The 15,612-nt window shown below is 58.5% G+C and carries 12 protein-coding genes; 7 read left to right on the forward strand and 5 right to left on the reverse strand.

Annotated elements, in window-relative coordinates; genetic code table 11:
* Positions 1-50: 50 nt before the first annotated feature.
* A complete protein-coding gene (gene xylF, locus H4I99_RS21325) occupies positions 51-1,094 on the reverse strand; it encodes a D-xylose ABC transporter substrate-binding protein (RefSeq protein ID WP_163901706.1) in 1,044 nt (347 codons plus the stop codon).
* Positions 1,095-1,399: 305 nt separating this feature from the next.
* Between xylF and H4I99_RS21330 the strand changes: the two genes are divergently transcribed.
* The 6 genes from H4I99_RS21330 (at position 1,400) to H4I99_RS21355 (ending at position 9,472) form a co-directional block, all read left to right on the forward strand.
* The gene (locus H4I99_RS21330) at positions 1,400-2,635 is read left to right on the forward strand and encodes an ROK family transcriptional regulator (protein WP_163901708.1); all 1,236 of its coding nucleotides are present in this window, start codon (positions 1,400-1,402) and stop codon (positions 2,633-2,635) included.
* Between the two features lie 184 nt (positions 2,636-2,819).
* On the forward strand, positions 2,820-5,555 hold the full coding sequence (locus H4I99_RS21335) for a DNA translocase FtsK (RefSeq protein ID WP_425314402.1): 2,736 nt from the start codon (positions 2,820-2,822) through the stop codon (positions 5,553-5,555).
* A gap of 160 nt (positions 5,556-5,715) precedes the next feature.
* Positions 5,716-6,702 (forward strand): UDP-glucose 4-epimerase GalE, encoded by a 987-nt coding sequence (gene galE, locus H4I99_RS21340; RefSeq protein ID WP_163901712.1) that lies wholly within the window; start codon positions 5,716-5,718, stop codon positions 6,700-6,702.
* Between the two features lie 443 nt (positions 6,703-7,145).
* A complete protein-coding gene (locus H4I99_RS21345; RefSeq protein ID WP_163901714.1) occupies positions 7,146-7,997 on the forward strand; it encodes a glycosyltransferase family 2 protein in 852 nt (283 codons plus the stop codon).
* Between the two features lie 37 nt (positions 7,998-8,034).
* Positions 8,035-8,475 (forward strand): acyltransferase, encoded by a 441-nt coding sequence (locus tag H4I99_RS21350; RefSeq protein ID WP_163901716.1) that lies wholly within the window; start codon positions 8,035-8,037, stop codon positions 8,473-8,475.
* Between the two features lie 49 nt (positions 8,476-8,524).
* Positions 8,525-9,472 carry a beta-1,6-N-acetylglucosaminyltransferase gene (locus H4I99_RS21355; protein ID WP_163901718.1) on the forward strand — a complete coding sequence of 316 codons (948 nt, stop codon included), beginning with the start codon at positions 8,525-8,527 and terminating at the stop codon, positions 9,470-9,472.
* 39 nt (positions 9,473-9,511) lie between these two features.
* On the opposite strand, the gene H4I99_RS21360 is transcribed toward H4I99_RS21355, so the two are convergent.
* The 4 genes from H4I99_RS21360 to H4I99_RS21375 form a co-directional block, all read right to left on the reverse strand.
* Positions 9,512-10,957, reverse strand: coding sequence for an oligosaccharide flippase family protein (locus tag H4I99_RS21360; protein ID WP_163901720.1), 1,446 nt, complete (start codon positions 10,955-10,957; stop codon positions 9,512-9,514).
* Between the two features lie 24 nt (positions 10,958-10,981).
* Positions 10,982-11,998: a polysaccharide pyruvyl transferase family protein gene (locus H4I99_RS21365; protein ID WP_164490834.1), complete on the reverse strand. Its 1,017-nt coding sequence runs from the start codon at positions 11,996-11,998 to the stop codon at positions 10,982-10,984.
* Between the two features lie 157 nt (positions 11,999-12,155).
* Entirely contained in the window at positions 12,156-13,295 is a 1,140-nt protein-coding gene (locus H4I99_RS21370) for an acyltransferase family protein (protein WP_163901724.1), read from the reverse strand.
* Positions 13,292-14,554: an O-antigen ligase family protein gene (locus H4I99_RS21375; protein WP_163901726.1), complete on the reverse strand. Its 1,263-nt coding sequence runs from the start codon at positions 14,552-14,554 to the stop codon at positions 13,292-13,294. Before H4I99_RS21375 ends, H4I99_RS21370 begins: the two co-directional genes overlap by 4 nt.
* Before the next feature lie 439 nt (positions 14,555-14,993).
* On the opposite strand from H4I99_RS21375, the gene H4I99_RS21380 reads away from it, so the two are divergent.
* Complete coding sequence (locus tag H4I99_RS21380) at positions 14,994-15,575, forward strand: SGNH/GDSL hydrolase family protein (protein ID WP_244625220.1); 582 nt, start codon at positions 14,994-14,996, stop codon at positions 15,573-15,575.
* Positions 15,576-15,612 lie beyond the last annotated feature (37 nt).

The following is a 15,612-nucleotide window of genomic DNA, read 5'->3' on the forward strand; positions in this document are numbered from 1 at the left end:
ACAAATGCCGCAGCGGTTTCGCTGCGGCATTTGAGGCAATGCATCCGCCCTTACTTGCAGGCGGCGACAGAACCCGCCTTAACGCCCTGGCAGGCTTCCGCCTTGCTGATCCAGCCGGCATCGATCACGACGTTGAGGTTGTCCTTGGTGATCGGCAACGGAGCGAGGAAGACCGACTTCATTGCAACGCCCTTCGGACCGCCATTGAAGGTCTGCACGCCGGGGACATCGTCCATGGTCTTGCCACTAGCGAGAAGCAGGGCGATTTCGGCAGCGTTCTTGCCGAGTTCGCGGCTGTCCTTCCACACCGAAACGGTCTGCGTGCCGAGCGCGACGCGGTTCAGGGCGGCCTTGTCAGCGTCCTGACCGGACACGGGCACGGAGCCGGCTAGCCCCTGGGCTTCCAGAGCCGCAATAGCGCCGCCTGCGGTGCCGTCGTTCGAAGCGACGACCGCATCAACCTTGTTGTCGTTGGCCGTCAGGAACTGCTCCATGTTCTTCTGGGCGATCTCGGGCTTCCAGCCGTCGGTATAGGCCTCGCCGACATTCTTGATCTTTCCTGCGTCCATTGCTTCCTTCAACACTTCCTGCTGGCCTGCAAAAAGGAAGTCAGCATTCGGATCGGAAGACGAGCCCTTGATGAAGACGTAATTGCCTTCCGGCTTGACCTTGAACACTTCGCGCGCCTGCAGACGGCCCACTTCCTTGTTGTCGAAGGTGATGTAGAAGGCTTCAGGGTTCTCGATCAGACGGTCATAGCCGACGACCGGGATACCTTCAGCCGTGGCCTTCTCGATAGCGGGACCGATCGCATCAGAATCTTGCGCCAGTACGATCAGCGCATTGGCGCCCTGGGAAATAAGCGATTCGACATCGGTCAGCTGCTTTGCGGCCGAGGACTGCGCGTCGGCGGAAATGTACTTGGCTCCGGCAGCTTCAAGCGCCTTCTTGATGGCGGCCTCGTCGGTCTTCCAGCGCTCTTCCTGGAAGTTGGACCAGGAAACGCCAACAACGACGTCGGCAGCCTTGGCAGCAACAGAATGCATGGAAACGATGATGGCAGCCCCTGCCATCAGCTTAAAAATAGGCTTCATGATGTCCTCCCGATGTGAGGCTGCCGGATGCAATTTCTCTGCTCCCGCCGGCTGCCACGATTGCGCCGTCGAGCCTCCAATATTTTTCTCGACAGTCGAGAAAATAGATGTCAGAGAATATTGGCACTGTCAACACGGCAATTCCCGGTGAAATCCGGCAGTCATCTGCAATCCTGCGCAGGTGGAAAAATCGACCGAAAAGCGGCTCAGCGGCTTTTGCCGATTGACATGCGAACCCCTTCGGTTGTTGTGACGGTTACCCGCCACGTTACCGGAAGGTTGGCGACGGGCAGGAACGGGTATAGATGTTTCCGACGAAATCCAGCAGCACGGAAATCATCCGCCGGCAGAACAGCGCCCTGGTGCTTTCTGCGTTAAGGCGCGGCGGCAGGCTGGCCCACACCGAACTTTCCGCCGCGACCGGCCTGTCATCAGCCACGGTTTCCGCCATCACGGCCGAACTCGAGCGCGCGGAAATCCTGGTAAAATCCGAGCAGCAGCCAGTAGGCGGAAGAGGCCGTCCGCGGGTGCTGTTCGAACCGCGGCGCGATTGCGGCTATCTCATCGTCGTCAGCATTTCCTCCGACACCTTCGAATACTCGCTTGTAGATTACTCCGGCAGACTGATCGACCGCTTTGCGGAACCTCGAATACCATCCGGCGGAGCAGCCGCCTTTTCCGCGGCCCTTGAGGCAGGCTTGGAAAGGACCGTAAGCCGCGCCGCCCTGGACAGGGATGAGGTGCTGGCAATTTCCATCAGCAGCAAGGGGCTGGTCGATGCGGAACGGCCTATCCTCATATGGTCCCCAGTGCTCGGTAGCGAACAGATCGACTTTCAGTCGCTTCTGTCGCGAGACTGGAAAGCCCGGATCCTGCTTGCCAACGAGACACAACTTGTAGCGGGCGCGCTTGCTGGCCGCGTCGGGAGATCGGGGCAAACGGCCAGACGCTCGCTTGCGGCACTCTCCCTCGGCCACAGCATCGGTCTGGGCCTCGCCTCGCAATCTCCGGCTGGCGGCTACGTCCTCGCGTCTCCGAACTTCGGGCATATGCTGCATCTGGCGAACGGTGCGCTCTGTCGCTGTGGTGGCCGCGGCTGCATCGAGGCTTATGCCGGCTTCTATGCTATTCTGCGGACCGCCTTCGAGGTACCGATCGACACGCTGCCGGCAAAATTCGTGCCCCTGTCGGAGGTGGACAAGATCGCGGCACTTGCCAACCGCGGCGACCGAGGCAGCGTCCATGCCTTCCGGCAGGCGGGCCTTGCACTCGGCAACGGGCTTTCCCGGCTTCTCAGCCTCTATGAACATATGCCGATCACCATCACCGGCCCCGGCACGCGCTACTATGACCTGTTGCAGCAGGGCATCGAGGAAGGCCTGTCGCAATCCCATGCCGTGAGGCTCGCCGGCATGCCGGAAATTACCGTCCTGCCCGATGAAGGCAGCCTCGTATTCGAGGGGCATCTCGATCAGGCGCTGGCATTGGTGGATCAGGACATCGTGCAGTTGCGCGCCCATTCAAACAATAACGTCGCGTGACGCACCGTACATCCACAAAAGCAAATTTAACAAAATTTTTTTACCCCTCGATAGGCCTTGAACCTGCTTGGAAATTGGCGTTGCGGGACCGCCATTGGCATTCCGAAACGGGCCTCGTCCGTCACCTCGGCAAGAGGTGGTTAACGTTTATTTTCTATTGAAAAGGCATGTTCATTGTCCGCGTATAACGAGTGTACAGGTTGCCATGAATTTCCCCCGCTCCAATTTCTTGAATTCTGACAACAGCATAGGGGAAGAAAAAGCCCACGAGCCCGCTCCGGCGGTGCTTCGCCCGCTTGAAGCTGCTCCCCAGGCAAGAACCCCGACATCAGTGCCAAGAGTAAACGGCCATCATACCGACGCACTTGCGGCCAGCGAAATCGAGGGCCGCTCCGAAATGCCGGTCTGGCAGAACGCCTTTGCCATGGCGCCGAACGTGCGGTTCACCCGCACACCCGAAAACGCGCTCAGCCGTAAGGTCGCGCCGGAGATTGCCGCACCTGTTGCGGTTGTCCCGGAACCTGCGCCAGCGCCTGCTGCTCAGGCTACACCCGCACCTGCTCAGGCAGTCCCCGAGCAGTCTGCCGCTCCCCGCCAGGAACGCCGCGCCGGGCTTTCCGTCATGCTACCCCAGCCGCCGGACTCCACAGGTGCCCGTGCGCTTACTTACAAGCTGCGGCGCGAACTCGCCCGCCAGCGGGAAGAAGCCGCCTCCGCAGGTCTGCAGCAGGTCGCCGCTCCCTCGGCTCAAGAGCCAATTGCCGCGCCAGCACCCGAAATACACCAGCCCACTGCCGCAACCGTCACTACCGAACAGCACCAGCCGAACGTCTCGGCGCAGCCGCAGGAACAGGGCAAACCCGTCGTATCGGTGATTGTAACCGCTCCCGCCCTGCCTGCTTATACCACCTATCTTTCGGACCATGTATTCTGGGAGGCGATGAACCTCGACAGCGACACTGGCGACGTCGGGCAGATTCTCGCAGACACCGCCACACCCGGCCCGATCCCGGTCGGGACCACCAGTCGGGTGTCTGTCACGTCAGCCCGCCCATCTCCAGTCGTGAAGGCGACCGTCGTCAGGGCGCCGTTACCCGCCCCCCAAACCGCTCAGGCGTTACCAAAGACAGCGTTGCCGACATTTCAGGCACCGGATTGGTCGGTCATTGCGCTCTATCGCGAAGTCGGACTGCGGGAGGCCGATCCGAACACCGCCTCTTGCGAAATCGTTGACGAAACCGCAGAAGTCTCCGCTGAGCATGAACCTATGACCGAGGCTTCGGCCGAGAACCTGCTCTTGGAAGCCGCTCCCCTGCCAAGGCCGAGTCAGCCGGTTTTTCGCAAGGTATCCGCGCTTGCCGAAGGTGAATACGAGTTCCCGCCGATCGATCTGCTGCAGGAACCACAGTTCCAGGAAACGACGACCATGTCGCCCGAAGCGCTGGAACAGAGCGCCGGCCTTCTGGAAAGCGTGCTGGAAGATTTTGGCATCAAGGGCGAAATCATCGACGTTCGCCCCGGCCCCGTCGTCACGCTCTACGAATTCGAACCGGCCCCGGGCGTGAAGTCTTCTCGCGTCATCGGCCTGTCGGACGATATAGCCCGCTCGATGTCGGCCCTGTCGGCCCGCGTTGCAGTCGTCCCCGGTCGCAACGTCATCGGTATCGAATTGCCGAACCCGGTGCGCGAGACCGTCTATCTGCGCGAATTGATCGAGTCCCACGATTACACCGAGACCCGTTTCAAGCTCGCCATGGCGCTTGGCAAGACCATCGGCGGCGAACCGGTGATCGCCGAACTCGCCAAGATGCCTCACCTGCTTGTCGCCGGCACCACCGGCTCCGGCAAGTCGGTCGCCATCAACACCATGATCCTGTCCCTGCTTTATCGCCTGCGACCGGAAGAATGCCGCCTGATCATGGTCGACCCCAAGATGCTTGAACTTTCCGTTTATGACGGTATCCCGCACCTGCTGACCCCCGTCGTGACCGATCCCAAGAAGGCCGTCATGGCGCTGAAATGGGCCGTCCGCGAGATGGAAGACCGCTATCGCAAGATGTCGCGGCTCGGCGTGCGCAACATCGACGGCTATAACGCCCGTGCCGCCTCGGCCCGTGCCAAGGGCGAGACGATCCTCTGCAGCGTCCAGACCGGTTTCGACCGTTCGACGGGTGAGCCGATCTTCGAGCAGGAGGAAATGGATCTCGCCGCGATGCCATACATCGTCGTCATCGTCGACGAGATGGCCGACCTGATGATGGTTGCCGGCAAGGAGATCGAAGGCGCAATCCAGCGTCTCGCGCAGATGGCGCGTGCCGCCGGCATCCATCTCATCATGGCAACCCAACGCCCCTCTGTCGATGTCATCACCGGCACGATCAAGGCCAACTTCCCGACCCGTATCTCCTTCCAGGTGACGTCGAAGATCGACAGCCGCACCATTCTTGGCGAACAGGGCGCCGAACACCTGCTCGGCCAGGGCGACATGCTGCACATGATGGGTGGCGGACGCATTGCCCGCGTTCACGGTCCCTTCGTCTCGGACGAGGAAGTCGAAAAGGTCGTCGCTCATCTGAAGACGCAGGGCCGTCCCGAATATCTCGGCACTGTCACGGAAGATGCGGACGACGCGGAAGAAGCGCCCGACGATGGCGGCGCGGTCTTCGACAAGTCCGCAATGGGCGAAGAGGACGCAAGCGACCTCTACGATAAGGCGGTCAAGGTGGTCCTTCGCGACAAGAAGTGCTCGACTTCCTATATCCAGCGGCGGCTCTCGATCGGCTACAACAAGGCGGCATCGCTGGTGGAGCGTATGGAGCAGGAAGGGCTCGTGGGCCCAGCCAACCATGTCGGAAAACGCTCGATCATCATCGGCGGCCGTGACACCGCCGAAGTGCCGGGCGCCGACGCGGAATTCTGAGCGGCCGGCCAAAAGAGAAATCAAAGGTGGGCTGTCTGCCTCCGATTTTCCTTCTCTCATATAGTGTTATTTCGAAAGCAGAGCCGGCGGAAACGCCGGCTTGTCTTTTCCCGATACAGTCTCTAGAAAAGTGTGCACTGCAACGGGAGCCTTATTACTGATGACGGAAACGCCTGTTCTGGTAGTCGGCGGCGCTGGCTACATCGGCTCGCATACCTGCCTGCAACTCTCGCAAAAAGGTTTCCTGCCGATCGTTTACGACAACCTGTCGAACGGCCATTCGGAATTCGTCAAATGGGGCCCTCTCGAAAAGGGCGACATCCGTGACCGGACCCGCCTGAACGAGGTCCTGAGCAAATACAAGCCTGCTGCCATCATGCACTTCGCCGCGCTGATCGAAGTCGGCGAAAGCGTCAAGGACCCGCCGTCCTTTTACGAAAACAACGTGATCGGCTCCCTCACCCTTCTGTCCGCAGCTCAGGCAGCCGGTATCAAGGCCTTCGTCTTCTCGTCTACCTGCGCGACCTACGGTCTGCCGGAGAAGGTGCCGATGGACGAGACCCACCGCCAGCAGCCGATCAATCCTTACGGTCGCACCAAGTGGATCATCGAACAGGCTCTGTCGGACTATGACGCCTATGTCGGCCTGCGCTCCGCCGTCCTGCGCTATTTCAATGCGGCAGGCGCCGATCCCGAGGGCCGCATCGGCGAATGGCACACCCCGGAAACCCATGCCATTCCGCTCGCGATCGAGGCCGCACTCGGACGCCGGGCCGGCTTTAAGGTATTCGGCAGCGACTATGAGACGCGCGACGGCACCTGCGTGCGCGACTATATCCACGTGCTCGATCTCGCCGACGCCCATGTCCGCGCCCTGCAATACCTTCTGGATGGCGGATCCTCCGTGGCGCTTAATCTCGGCACCGGCACCGGCACGACGGTGAAGGAACTGCTCCAGACGATCGAGACCGTTTCAGGCCGCGATTTCCCGGTGGACTATGTCGACCGCCGCGAAGGAGATTCGCCCGCTCTCGTCGCCAATAACGACAAGGCCCGGCAGGTTCTCGGCTGGGAGCCGCAATCCTCGCTCGAGGATATCATTCGCACCGCCTGGCGTTGGCACTCCTCGTCGAACCTACTCGGATAAGTCATTCACCATATGCCAAGCCATTGCGCGGCAAGAGGTTTTCCCTGCCGCCGGGAAGGGTGACCGACTGGCCCGTAAAGGTTAATTGTGCGGTGCGGCAAATCGGGGTTGATGATCTGCGATGGCTCGGACTATAGTATTACCCATGGGAATACGCATTGGGACCGATGGCACCTGAAGCCGACGCGGCTCCGCACAAATAACGCCTGCCGTGTCGCAAGAGAAGCCGTACGAACCCGCTAAATAACCATAGCCGAAAATCAATCTGGGGCTGAAAGACTTGAACGGAAACACGTTGCAGCCAGCAACAATGCCCAAAACAAGACGCTTGCGCCAGCTTGACATGGAAGTCGCGGGACGTGTTCCTTCGCCCGCCATTTCCAGCGGCGAGCCGTTCGGCAACCCCGCGAAAACAGAGTAACCGAGTTGCAGGAAGTTTGCCCATGACCAAAAACGGTACCGTGCTGCCCATCACCCTGTTTTCGACCACGGACATGCAGTCGGGCCGCGATGACGACATCGTCAGGATGCTTGGCTCGGTCGAGGCCTTCAAGCAACGTAATCCGGACGTGGACGTCGTCCTGTTCCTCCTTCTGCAACGTTGTGACGCTGCCACCGCGGAACGCTTCATCGCAAATGGCCCGGCCTGGGCACAGGTATCCGCCATACCGGATCGGCGGTCTCTGTCGGCTGCGCGCAACATGCTACTGACGGGAGAGAACGCAAGACGCCGCCTCGCGCTCAACGGCATCGTCGCCTTCCCCGATGATGACTGCTGGTATCCCGAGGATACGCTCGACACCATCCACGACGCCTTCTCCACAGACCCGTCACTCGATTTCTGGTTCTGCCGTTACGGCATGGAACCTCGTTCGGCTGCATCTTTCCCGGCAACCCAGCCGCGCCTCCAGACCGTCATCTCCTTCGCCTCGTCGAATACCATCGTTCTGCGCAGTGCACTCGCGGCAAGGATCGGCGGCTTCGATGAGCAGCTTGGCGTCGGCGCAACCCTTTCGGGCGGCGAGGATACCGATTACGCGATGCGTGCGTTCCAGGGTGCCCGCAAGTCTGCCTATATCGACGCGCGTTGCATCGGTCACCGTGACCCTAACAAGGCACTGAAAGCGAAATATTATCCGGGCTCCCTGCGGGCGATCGCCAAGAACGTGCGCACACGCCCCTCGGAGATACATGCGCTGGGGCGCAAGGTCCTTGTCGGAAGCCTGCTTGCCGCCCGCAGCCAGATGTCCTGGAGGGACTATTTCTCAGCTCTGACGCGCGCGTTCGCGCGATGATCCCGCCAGGCCAGTTCATTAAGCGAAAAGGTCCTCCATGCTTCGTTCGTTGAACCAATTCATCAAGCTCCAGCGTCTCGTTGTTGGCTGCAAGCGCCTTTACCTGACAAAGGTCTGGGGCATGGACATCCATCCAACCGTGGTCATGTCGCTGAGTGCCCGGCTGGACAAGACCCATCCCAGGGGCATCCATATCGGCGAAGGCACCTATATCGCCTTCGATGCCGCCATCCTCGCCCATGACATGACCCGCGCCATCAAGACGGACACGCGGATCGGCAAGAACTGCTTCATCGGCGCCCGCAGCATCATTCTCCCCGGCGTGACGATCGGCGACAGCTGCGTCATCGGCTCCGGAGCCGTGGTCACCAAGGACATTCCTCCAAACAGCGCCGCCGCCGGCAACCCGGCACAGGTCATTCGCAGCGGCATCGAAACCCTGAAATTCGGACGCCTGAAGGACCGGATAAAGGAATAACGCCTCGGCCTTCTTGTGACACGCCCTCAACTCCTCCGCGGTGCGATAAATGACGATATTGTTTCTCCTGCAGACCCATAAGGACCCAGAGCACCTGAAACGTTTGGTCAGCCTACTGCGCAAGGGCTGCCCGACATCCCAGGTTCTGATCTGCCACGACGAGAAGGCCCCGCCGCTTCCGACAGGATTTTTTGCCGAAGACGCGCATGTGCACTTGACCTCCGGTCGTGGCGGTCGCGGAGACTTCCTCATCATCGATGGCTACCTGAAAGCACTGGCCTGGTTAAGAGATCATCAGATCGAATATGACTGGCTGATCAACCTGAGCGGCGCCGATTTTCCAGTCACCTCGCTGAAAGGCTTCGAGGAAGAACTCGCCCGCACCCAGCATGATGGCTTCCTGCACCATTTCGACGTTCTGACGCAAGCACCTGAGGAAATGGCGCCAATGTCTTGGGCCCAGCACCATGGATACGACCGCTATTACTACCAATACAGGAAGTACAAACCAGAGTTGAACCAATTCGAGCGCAAACTTCTGGCTTTCCCGCGCATCTTCGCAGAAAAATACCTTCGGTTTCTACGTATCAATACGGCCTATGGTCTGATGATCGGAACGCATGCACGTAATCATCCCTTCAAAGGGGATTTCAAGTGCTACGCTGGCAGCTACTGGCATACGATCAGGCGGGAATGCGCCGAATACATGTTAGACTTCTGCGAGGAACACCCTGAAACGGTCGAATATTTCAGGCATGTTCTCGTTCCCGATGAATCCTTCATTCAGACCGTGCTGGTGAATAACCGGCGCTTCCGTTTCCATGCCAAGAACCGACGCTACTTCGACATGAGCAAATCCAGGCATGGCCATCCGAAGCTTCTGACAGAAGCAGATCTGCCCAGTATACTGGGCGCTGACTACTTTTTTGCACGCAAGCTCGAAAGGGCTTCCGGCGAAACCGTCTTCAGCACGCTGGAAGCCGTCGCACTCTCGTAAGACTATCATACGGGAGGCTTCCCGACGTGCCGGTCAGTTTCATCCCCGAATGCCCCGCGCAACGTTTCGCAGCAGAGCAACGCTCGGGCGATCGATCAGCAATACCAAGACAGCATAGCTGACGGCCCCGACCACGACTTCCAGGGCAAAGCGGCTGGCGTGACTCCATTCCGGAACGAGGCTCGCCACCCAGATGACAATGGCGGCCATGAGCCCCGTTGCCAGCAGCGAGCGCCAGTAAAGGCTCATCTGCCGCCGTCCGTCGATTCCGATATAGCGTTTGATCGCGTGAAGGCTCCATGCCACGCCGACAACGTGCCGCGCGATCCATGCCAAACCGATCACGACCAGGCCGTAACCTCCTGTCAAACCACCAGCGATGAGTGTCGTGGCGCTGGCAAGCATTGCATAGAAGACGATTGCCCCGACATGTCCCTGTGCCCGCAACAGCGGCCCCACCAGCACGCGAGGAAACGCGAATATCCAGCCAAGAGCGACGATCTGGCTAACGATCACCGCAGGCTCCCACCGCTCCGCAAATATGCTGCCGATCGCATCGGGCATGACGATGGCTATACCGGTGAAGACCGGTGCGGCAACCACGCCGATGATACGGGATGCCTTGAGAAAGGCCTCCGTCGGATCTCGTCCCGCCCTCTTCATGCCGGCAAAAAACGAAAGTCCGAACCGGATCGAAAACGTCTGGATCAGATTGGCGGTTTCATCCACCAAGCGCTGAGCGAACTGGAAGAAACCAAGAATGGCAGGTCCATGCAGATAGCCGATAATCAGCCAGAAAAGGCGTGTCATCGCCCCCCATAGCAGACGCTCGAAGCTCAGCGCTCCACCAAAAACCAGAAGACTCTTGAACTCGGCAAGATTGAACCGCAGGCGCGGCATGCGGGCTATGGCTGGCAGGAGGACAGCGGCCGTGATTGCCGAGCCGATCACCGTTCCACCGACGATAGCCCAGGCCCCGTAACCAAAGTAGGCAAGAATTGCCATCGCAACCAGGGTCATCACACGCCCCATCGTGATCCGCAACGTGACCACCGCCGCCCTCATCTTGCGTGTGAAGAGAGCGGTTGGCACCGCAACAAAATTATTGAACGGCAAAGTCAGGATTGCAAGCGTCAGCAGACCTGCAACCTCGGGCTCTCCGTAAAGGCTCGCCACCGGCCCGGCTATCAACCAGCAGAGCACCATGGCCACCGCAGTCGCGGCCATGGTGCCCGTAAAGGCAGTATCCGTTATGCGCGTATGCGAGGACGAAGCCGCAATGACCGCTTCTCCCATCCCGAGGGTTGCGATGATTTCGACCGTGCCGACAATTGCCAGGGCGATTGCCGCTCGTCCCATTTGATCCGGCGAAAGGAACCAGGTCAGAACAAACGTCTGGGCCAGCCCGACAATACCGTTGATCAGGCTTTCAACGAAACTCCACGGCAAAGCGCGCATGGTCTTTGACTTCAGTCGGCTCGACATGCTCGTTCCTGCGTTTGAGGCTGATCAGCTTGCTATCGGCGTGGACGGCGCTTCCTCCAGCCCACTTTGGATCAACGGCGATTCCGCAAGCCAGGCACGGGCGTAGCGGTGCAGCTTCCCGTAGTTTCCGTCTCCGTAACGTATCCTCTTGGCCATCAGCGCGCCGAGGATCATGCCATGCAGGCGGTCGGTATCGATCTCTCCATAGGGCCGGAAACAGGAGACCGCCCGATCGACGAGATTGTCGCGGTAAATACGCCAGAGCGCATAATTCGAGATATAATGGCGAAGCGGACTGTCGATGCCCTGCCACTTCCGCAAGGCCCGGATGACATACCGCTCGCCCGGTTTACGCAGGTCGTCCCAATCAAAGTGATTTCCCTGCGGCTCTCCCGCCTCGCGACTTTCCTTGTCGCGACGCCGCTGAACGAGAACGCCCTTGTCTTCGCCTGCCGTGTCCTGAGGAAGACGGCCCCATAGCTGATGCGCCATGTCTGGCAACAATCCACCCGGCAAGCCGCATTCCCTGGAGACGAAATCCCAGGACTCCGAATCACGAGTAAAGATATGCAGTTTCTTGTGAGCACCGAAGATTCTGATCGCGCGTTCTTTCCCCGCAGCTTCACCAAAGTGGATCGACTGCGGAAAGATCACTATGGACGTATCCGGATAACGCTCCACGATCAATTCGCGGAACTTTTGAAACTCCGGCCATATGTCGCCGAAATTGCCTCCACCATGCAGGATGAGCGTGGGGTTGAATTTTCGTACAAGCGCATCGAGATCCGCGACAGACGGCTTCCAGTCCACATCAGGAACATGTCGCTGAGGCCTGTGGGTGAAATCGTGGATGGAATACCTGCCGAGTACCTTGTAGCCGTAGTCTTCCAAAAACGCATCTGCGCCTTGATGGATCAGGAGATCCCCGACATTGTCGTGCACGGGGTAATCGATATAGACGACAGGATTTTCAACCGGGACAACGTTCTTGATCGCCGACAACTTGTTCTTCAGGGCGTCCATCATCGAATGATGCGTCATGTACTAACCTTTCGCTAGGCGATGGGAAATATTCTTCCAAAGACCGATGCGCCACATCAAACGCGGCGCGCCGGGAGCTCGGTCGTCTGGTGATCAGCCTCGTCAGAAGGCCGCCGCCTTCTGATTACACGTCGCAGAACAACCGCGCCGTCATCACTCATGTCACAGAAACCTGACGAGGTTTCGACAGCAGCCTGCCCATGCGCTGCCCTGGCTTCTCAACGACGTAATAGCCCGCCCCCGCCAGGAGATAGACGACCGGTATGGTAAGGGCGAGCGCGGCGAAGAAGCGCGCTGGCGCACTCATTTCCGTTCCGAACTCACCGATCAGCATGGCGATGACCGGTTGCATGATGAGGAGGTGGGTGAGATAAGCGCCATAAGAAAACTCGCCCAAATAGTGGAAAAAACGGCTTCCCAGGAATTCGCTGGCACCCGTAAAGAGCTTGCTCATGCGCCCCGGCAGGACCGATGCGTACACCAGCGCAAAAAAGAGGCTTATCACCGTCAGCCTGACTGCTTCGTGCAACGGTGAAGCGCTGGCTCCCACAGGAAGGAGAACAGCGAAAGATGCAACACCGAAATGCATCCAGATTGTTTTCCGGGAGGAATTGAGGGCCCCCGCAAGCAACATGCCAGCCACGAAGACATGCAGCTTCAAGGGAAGAAACGACGGCATGGGAAACCGGATGCCGGCCACCTTGAGAGAAATCGCAATCGCCACCCCTGCTGCCATGATGAAACAGGCAGCGCGCAACCATCCCGCCCGAAGCACCAGAAGCATCAGGAAAGGAAACATCAGGTAAAACTGCATCTCCAGACCGATGCTCCAGTCCGGCAGCGCCGTTCGGAACGCATATTCCGGCAGAAAACCGAACACGAAACTCATATGAACCAGGAGATTGGTCAGGCTGCTATCGAGATAACGATCCGGTTCCTGAGGGAGGACCCCATTAAAGGCATCGATGACGGCACGGCTCTCGTAAATGAATGATCCGCTGGCGAGGGCCACAAACAGCAAGACGTAGTAAAGCGGCGCAATTCGGAAAAGCCGCCGGATCCAGAAGGACCCCCACGTCATCGATGCCGTCCATGGCTCCTTATCCCGCCTCAACTGATAGTGAAACGTCATCAAGAACCCAGACAGCAATACAAACAGATCAACGCCCAGATCAGGATCTCCGATAACCGGCACATCCCAACCCGACAGGATATGTGCGTGCCCGACCAAAACCCAGAGCGCGGCAATGCCCCTCAGGCCGTCGAGACAACCGATGCGGTTTGTAAATGCTTTCATGGCTGCGCCCCACCTGCCGTCAAAACCGTCATGCGGCCACCCAACTCGCCTTTGTTCAAAGGTCCTATTCTTCGCCCTTGGCCACGAGACCCGCCGGACATCGGTTGCTGTGCGGGGACCGCCGGCCGGTGGCCATAGCCAAGCGAGAGGCTCGCAGCCATCACAAGTACGAAAACAGCCATATTCGAGCTGATTACGTTGTCAGTGTAGCAATATATGAAGAAGCTAGACACGATCACGACAAACATCGGATTTCTACAATATTTTCGCGTCATGAACATGTAGAAGAACATAACAGCAAACAATATCATTATACCTGTTACACCAACATACCCGGTTTCGACCGCAAGACGCAGATATTCGTTGTGCGCAGCAAACGTCGCCGTCTTTTCCATCACGTCTTCGGGAATGATATTGATTTGGTGTCCGAGGCCAATGCCGAAATAGGGATACTGCTGAACCACGCTATCCAGAACTTCCCAGATAAGTTCGCGGCCGCTGGCACTTTCGCTCTCGAACCTGGCCGCAATCTTGTCACCGATTGCAACATAGGCAGCAACACACACCATCGCCAAGACGATCGTGGAAAGATAAAGCCGCGCGAACGAGCGGCCATGGAAATGAAAGAAAATCACCAGGGAACACATGGCGGCAACCGCAAACGGCATGCGAGCCGCCGACAGAGCCAGAATTACAAGGTTCACCGCCCCCAGGAGAAGATACTTCTTGTTATAAAGGCCTGACGCCAGAAGCGCGGCGACCGTTCCGATATACCCGATACCGCCGAGCCCGGAGGGAATGGTCGAGCCTTGCAGACGCGACACGCCAAGGAAGTCCTGATACCAGAGGGGCCAGAGGCCCACGACATTGTACATGGCGCCGATCGCAACACACGCCACAGGACTCCACGCAAACCACTTCAAAATGAAATGCCGGTCATTTTCCGTTATCAACCCCGGCAGCAGCAACAGAACTGCAGAGAGGGAAAACAAGCTCTTCAGATATCGTCCGAAAGAAAAATCATTGTAGGATGTCGCCAATGCGGCAACAAACGTGACAGCGAAGATAGCCAGCACGATGGATAAAACAAATTTATCAACTCGGCGGGTAAACAACATGGTGACAGCTGTAAAAAACAGAATGGTTTTTTGAAGCTGATTGGCGCCGCTACCAAAGCCGATAATCTGCAAATTGAACAGCCAAGTGGTCAGATGCACACCGACCAGAAGCCGAAAGTACGAAATTTGTATAACTGGCATCTAGGTCCAATCCGATAACTCGCCCACACGCCGCCCCCGTACCAGCCTCAAAAACGCTACAATATTCTTCGCAGATGCGAAAGGTCTCCAACGAACAAAGCGGAAAAGCACCCAATCAAAGTGGGAACAAATGCCGAAACCCGTTCGATTACCGGTTCACGAAGGACATCCTTCTTCCCATATTGCTGCAATGCCGTAGTCGTTTTATGCGGCATTCACACGAACGTTTTAGAAGAAAGTGGAGATCGTATCCCGGATGAGGTACCTGATGATATCCCATATCGAGAACGCCGCTCCAGAACTGTCCATCTTACGGGAAAAGCCGCCTGCGCCCGCAAGGCACTCCTTCAACTGGCTTAGCCGGATTCTTCCGCTTTTGGTTTTTATTCTCGGAGGCTCCAACAGCAGCGCTAGTCTCGCAACTCAGGAACCGCCACCATTGAAAATCGTCGCGCTCGGAACCTCCCTCACTTCCCGCGGCGGTTGGCCGGAGATGCTGGAGAAGGCCCTTTCCGCCTGCCTGCAGGAGACCGTGACGGTCAAGACGGTCGCGCTGGCGGGTTCCACCAGCGACTGGGCGCTTGGCCAAATCGACCGCGTGACCGCAGAAAAGCCCGACATCGTTCTGGTAGAATTCTATGCCAACGATGCGGCCATCAATCGCTGGATGAGCGTCTCCGCCAGCCGCTCCAATATCGCAGCAATTCTTGACGGGTTGCATGCAGGCGCGCCTCATGCACGGATCGTCGTCATGGCGATGAACCCGGTTTCGGGATTGCGCGGCTGGATGAGGCCGTTCCTGTCCTCCTACATAGACGCACATCGCGAAGAAGCCGAAAGTCGCGGCATGGGCTTCGTCGATTTCAGGTCCGCCTGGGAGGCCCTTCCAGAAGCCGACCGCGACAGGGCAATCCCCGACGGCCTGCATCCACGACCTGAAAAGGCGGGAGAAGTCATGACACCCATCCTGGTCCGCCATCTCGCGGAAAACGGCTGCAAACCGGGGAAGACCACACCCTGAGCCTTCCCTGTTCATAGTAATGAAAACAAGAGATTAG

Source organism: Paenirhizobium daejeonense, from assembly GCF_014280875.1.
Taxonomy (GTDB): Bacteria; Pseudomonadota; Alphaproteobacteria; order Rhizobiales; family Rhizobiaceae; genus Allorhizobium; species Allorhizobium daejeonense.